Below are 3,988 nucleotides of genomic sequence, written 5' to 3' on the forward strand. Positions count from 1 at the left end.
CACCAAGCCGCTGTTCGACCTGCTGGGCGACATTCCGGCCGACGGGCCGCCCGCGCTGGTGGTGCAGCACATGCGCGACGAGCTGGCGGACGGGATGATCGCCAAGCTGTCCGCGGCGCTGGGGCCGCGGGTGGTGGAGGCGAGCGACGGGCTGAAGCTGGAACGGGGCATGATCGTGGTGGCACGCCCGGGCACGCACCATGTGTATGTCGATCGCTGGCCGGACGGCGTGGTGCGGATGCTGGACAAGCCGCCCTTTGCCGGACACCGGCCCTCCATCTCGTTGATGATGGCGACGATCGCCAAGACGGCGGCGGAGCAGACGGTGGCGGTGCTGCTGGCCGAGGGCGAGGACGGCGTGGCCGGCGTGCAGGCGATCCGGGCTGCGCGCGGCTATGCCATCGCGCCGGCGGGCGACGGTTCGGGGGGGCTGGAGATCGGGCGCGGCATGGCGGTGCAGCCGATCAAGGCGGGGGCGATCAGCGAAACCGTGTTGGGCCTGTGCCGTGGGTGATTTCGGCGGCCCCGTCGCGCACGGATTGGCGCAGGAACTGGACACGGCGCGCGGGGTGCTGGAGGCACTGGCGACGGCGCTGTGTTCCGACCCCTTGGTGTTCGAGCGGCATGGGGCGGCTTTGCAGGAGTTCGACCGGCTGGGGCAGGTGATCGGCGAGGTTGCCGGTGTGCTGCGCCATGCGGGGCCGGTGGATGGGGCACTGGCGGGGGTGCGGCTGGATGCGGTGAAGGCTCGTCTTCACGCGGCTATTTGATTCACGCGAAGCCGCGAAGCCGCGAAGGGAAAGAAGAAGGTTTGGTTCACGCGGAGGCGCGGAGGCGCGGAGATGTTGCGTCGGCCGCACCCGCGCGTGTCATTTCGTCCGGGAGACAAGCCTTCGCCCGTAATGGGAGGATGAGCCTTCGGCTCGCGGAACTCCTCCGCGCCTCCGCGCCTCCGCGTGAACCCGCTCTTCTCTTCGCGTCTTCGCGTCTTCGCGTGAAAATCAACTCTGCGCGACCATGGTGGGCGTCATGCCGGCGGGTGACAGGATCTCGATCCAGTAGCCATCCGGATCGGTGATGAAGGCGATGTCCTTCATCGTGCCGTCCTGCGGGCGCTTCTTGAAGGGGACGCCCAGTTCCTCGAAACGAGTACAGGCGGCGGTCACGTCGGGGACGCTGATGCCGATATGGCCGAAGCCGCGCGGGTCGGTGTTGCCGCTGTGATAGCCGGCGAACTCCGCATCGTCCTCGGTGCCCCAGTTGTGGGTCAGCTCCAGCGTGGTTTCGCGGGTGAACAGGAAGCGGGCGCGCTCGGCGGGGTCAGCCGGGATCACCTCGCCATCGGCCAGATAGGCGAGAAAGAAGAGCGAGAACTGCATGTCCGCGAAGTCGAGTTGCTGGATCAGCGTCATGCCCAGTACGTCGCGGTAGAAGGCGAGCGAGGCTTTCGGATCGCGGATGCGCAGCATCGTCTGGTTGAGGGCGAAGCCTGCGGTGCCGGCGGGACGGGTGGTCATGGATGGGCCTTTCAACGGGTGGTGGCGGCGATGTCGGCAGCGGTCCAGCCGCCGCCCATCGCCTGATAGAGACTGGCATAGGCGGTCAGCCGATCGGCCTGCGCCTGGGCGAGCGACAATTCGGCGGACAACAGACCGCGCTGCGCGTCCAGTTGTTCCAGATAGCTGGAATAGCCCGCACGGTAGCGGTTGGAGGCGATGCGCAGCGCATCGGCAAGCGCGGCACGCTGGCGATCCAGCGCCACCACCTGCTCGCCGGCGCGCTGTACGGCGGCGAGGCTGTCGTTGACCTCGCGAAAGGCGACCAGCGCGGTGCGGCGATAGGCGAAGGCGGCCTGGTCGCGGCGGGCGGCGGCGGTGTCGGCCTGGGCGCGCAGGCGGCCGGCATCGAAGATCGGCGACAGGATGCTGGCGCCGAGCGAAAAGATGCCGACCGGCTGGTCGAGCGCGGTGGAGAGGACGAGGCCGGCCGAGCCGGTGAGGCCGAGGCTGGGCAGCATCGCGGCGCGCTGGCTGTCCAGCGTGCGGTCGGCGGCGACGAGCGTCTGTTCTGCCTGGAACAGATCGGGTCGCCTCCGCAGCAGGTCGGCGGGCAGGCCGTCGGGGATGGGCGGCCGCGCGATGCGGTCCAGCGCCACGCCGCGGGCGATGGGGCCGGGGGCGTCGCCGATCAGTTGCGACAGCGCGTTTTCCTGCCGCGTGACGGCAAGCCCCGCGGCGGCGACCAGTTGTTCGGTGGCGCGGTACTCGCTTTCGGCCTGCCGCAATTCCAGGCGGGAGGTGTAGCCGGTATCGGCACGGCGGCGGGCGATGCGCAGCGCATCGGCACGCGCGACCAGGGTTTCGCGGGCGATCAGCAGCCGGTGGTCGAGCGCGCGCAGGCTGATGTAGCCGGTCGCGACCCCGGCGGCCAGCGCAAGGCGGACGGTGTCCTCCGCCGCCTCGGTGGCGAGCAGGCTGGCGCGGGCGGCGTCCTCGGCACGGGCGAGGCGGCCGAACAGGTCGAAGTCGTAGCTGGCCTGGAGCAGCGGCTGCGAGCCGAGATTGGTCGCGCCGACGCCCAAGGCGCTGACCGAACGCGCATCGGTAAGCGGTACGCCGCCGGTGAGCGAGGGGGCACGCTGCGCCTGTGCCAGGCGGGCCTGGGCGCGCGCCTCCTCGACGCGGGCGGCGGCGCTGCCGATATCGGGGCTGTTGGCAAGCGCGCGGGCGACGAGTGCGGTAAGGACGGGATCGCCGAAGCCCTGCCACCAGTCGGCGCGGATCGGGGTGCCCGGCCCGAGCGCGGTGCGCCAGGCCGGTGGCGGCGCGACGGTGGCGGCAACCGGCGCGGCCGGGCGCGGGCCGATGCAGCCGGCGAGCAGAAGGGCAGAGGCGAGGGCGGCGATCCTCACGGGATGCGCGGCCCTTCGGAGACGTCGACGCGGGCCTGCACCGACATGCCGGGGCGCAGGCGCGCGCTCAGCGACTGGCCCGGATCGACGCGGATGCGCACCGCGATACGCTGCGGCACCTTGGTGAAGTTGCCCGTCGCATTGTCCGCCTTCAGCACGGCGAACTCGGAACCGGCCGCGGGCGAGATCCGCTCGACCCGGCCGGTCAGGCGGGCATTGGCGAGTGCATCGACGGTGAAGGAGGCGGGCTGGCCCACCGCCATGCGTGCGGTCTGCGCTTCCTTGAAATTGGCGATCACCCAGGTTTCGGGCGGGACCAGGAACAGCAGTTGCGAACCGGCGGTGACATATTGGCCGACGCGGACCCCGACCTCGGACAAGCGGCCGGCTTCCGGCGCGCGGATCAGCGTGTTGGACAGGTCGATCTGCGCCAGCCGCCGTGCGGCGACGGCGCCCGCCACGCCCGCCTGTTGTCCGCCGCGGCCGACCTCCACGGTGCGAACGTCCTGGCGCGCGATCTCGGCGGCGGCCTGGGCCTGACGCACTGCGGCCTGGGCCTGGCGGAGTGCGGCGAGCGTCTGGTCGCGTTCGCGCAAGGACACCGAGCCGTCGGTGACGAGATCGTTGACGCGCGCCATGTCCGCCTCCGCCCGCATCAGTTGCGCGCGGGCATTCTCCACCGCTGCCCCTTGCGCGGCGAGGTTGGCGGCGCGCGAGCGTTCGGATTGCTGGCTGTTGGCGAGCGTCGCCTGATTGGCGGCGACCTGCGCCTCCGCCTGTTCGACGCGCTGGCGGTAGATGCGGTCGTCGATGCGGACCAGCGGCTGGCCGGCGGCGACCTGCTCGAAATCGCGGACCAGCACCTCGGACACATAGCCGCTGACCTGCGGCGCGATCACCGTGGTGCGGCCGCGGACATAGGCGTTGTCGGTCGATTCATAGCCGCTGGTGAAGGGCGGCAGGCGCCATGCCGCGAGCACTGCGGCGACACCGGCGACGACGAGCAGCGCGATGAACAGCAGCGAGCGCGCACCGCCGCGCGGCGGGCGCCAGCCGGACGGGGCGGGCGGTGGTGGC

General features: G+C 71.3%; 5 protein-coding genes. 2 read left to right on the forward strand and 3 right to left on the reverse strand.

Annotation, left to right across the window (positions count from 1 at the left end; genetic code table 11):
- Together Q0U08_RS18410 and Q0U08_RS18415 are read left to right on the forward strand one after the other, a co-directional pair.
- Positions 1-514 (forward strand): chemotaxis protein CheB (locus Q0U08_RS18410; protein ID WP_298093141.1); only part of this gene is annotated, 514 nt, incomplete at its 5' end.
- Positions 507-770 (forward strand): hypothetical protein, encoded by a 264-nt coding sequence (locus Q0U08_RS18415; protein ID WP_298093142.1) that lies wholly within the window; start codon positions 507-509, stop codon positions 768-770. The genes Q0U08_RS18410 and Q0U08_RS18415, both read left to right, overlap by 8 nt.
- Positions 771-1,001: 231 nt before the next feature.
- Here the strand turns inward: Q0U08_RS18415 and gloA are convergent, their stop codons facing one another.
- From gloA to Q0U08_RS18430, 3 genes are all read right to left on the reverse strand, one after another.
- Entirely contained in the window at positions 1,002-1,517 is a 516-nt protein-coding gene (gene gloA, locus Q0U08_RS18420; protein ID WP_298093143.1) for a lactoylglutathione lyase, read from the reverse strand.
- An 11-nt stretch (positions 1,518-1,528) separates the two neighbouring features.
- Entirely contained in the window at positions 1,529-2,911 is a 1,383-nt protein-coding gene (locus tag Q0U08_RS18425) for an efflux transporter outer membrane subunit (protein ID WP_298093145.1), read from the reverse strand.
- Positions 2,908-3,988 (reverse strand): HlyD family secretion protein (locus Q0U08_RS18430; protein WP_298093147.1); only part of this gene is annotated, 1,081 nt, incomplete at its 5' end. The genes Q0U08_RS18425 and Q0U08_RS18430, both read right to left, overlap by 4 nt.

Source organism: uncultured Sphingomonas sp., assembly GCF_946477935.1.
Lineage (GTDB): Bacteria > Pseudomonadota > Alphaproteobacteria > Sphingomonadales > Sphingomonadaceae > Sphingomonas.

What these genes read in the sequence shown, in the direction of transcription:
- gloA (WP_298093143.1), bottom strand. Translation starts at nt 1,517, where the DNA reads ATGACCACCCGTCCCGCCGGCACCGCAGGCTTCGCCCTCAACCAGACG.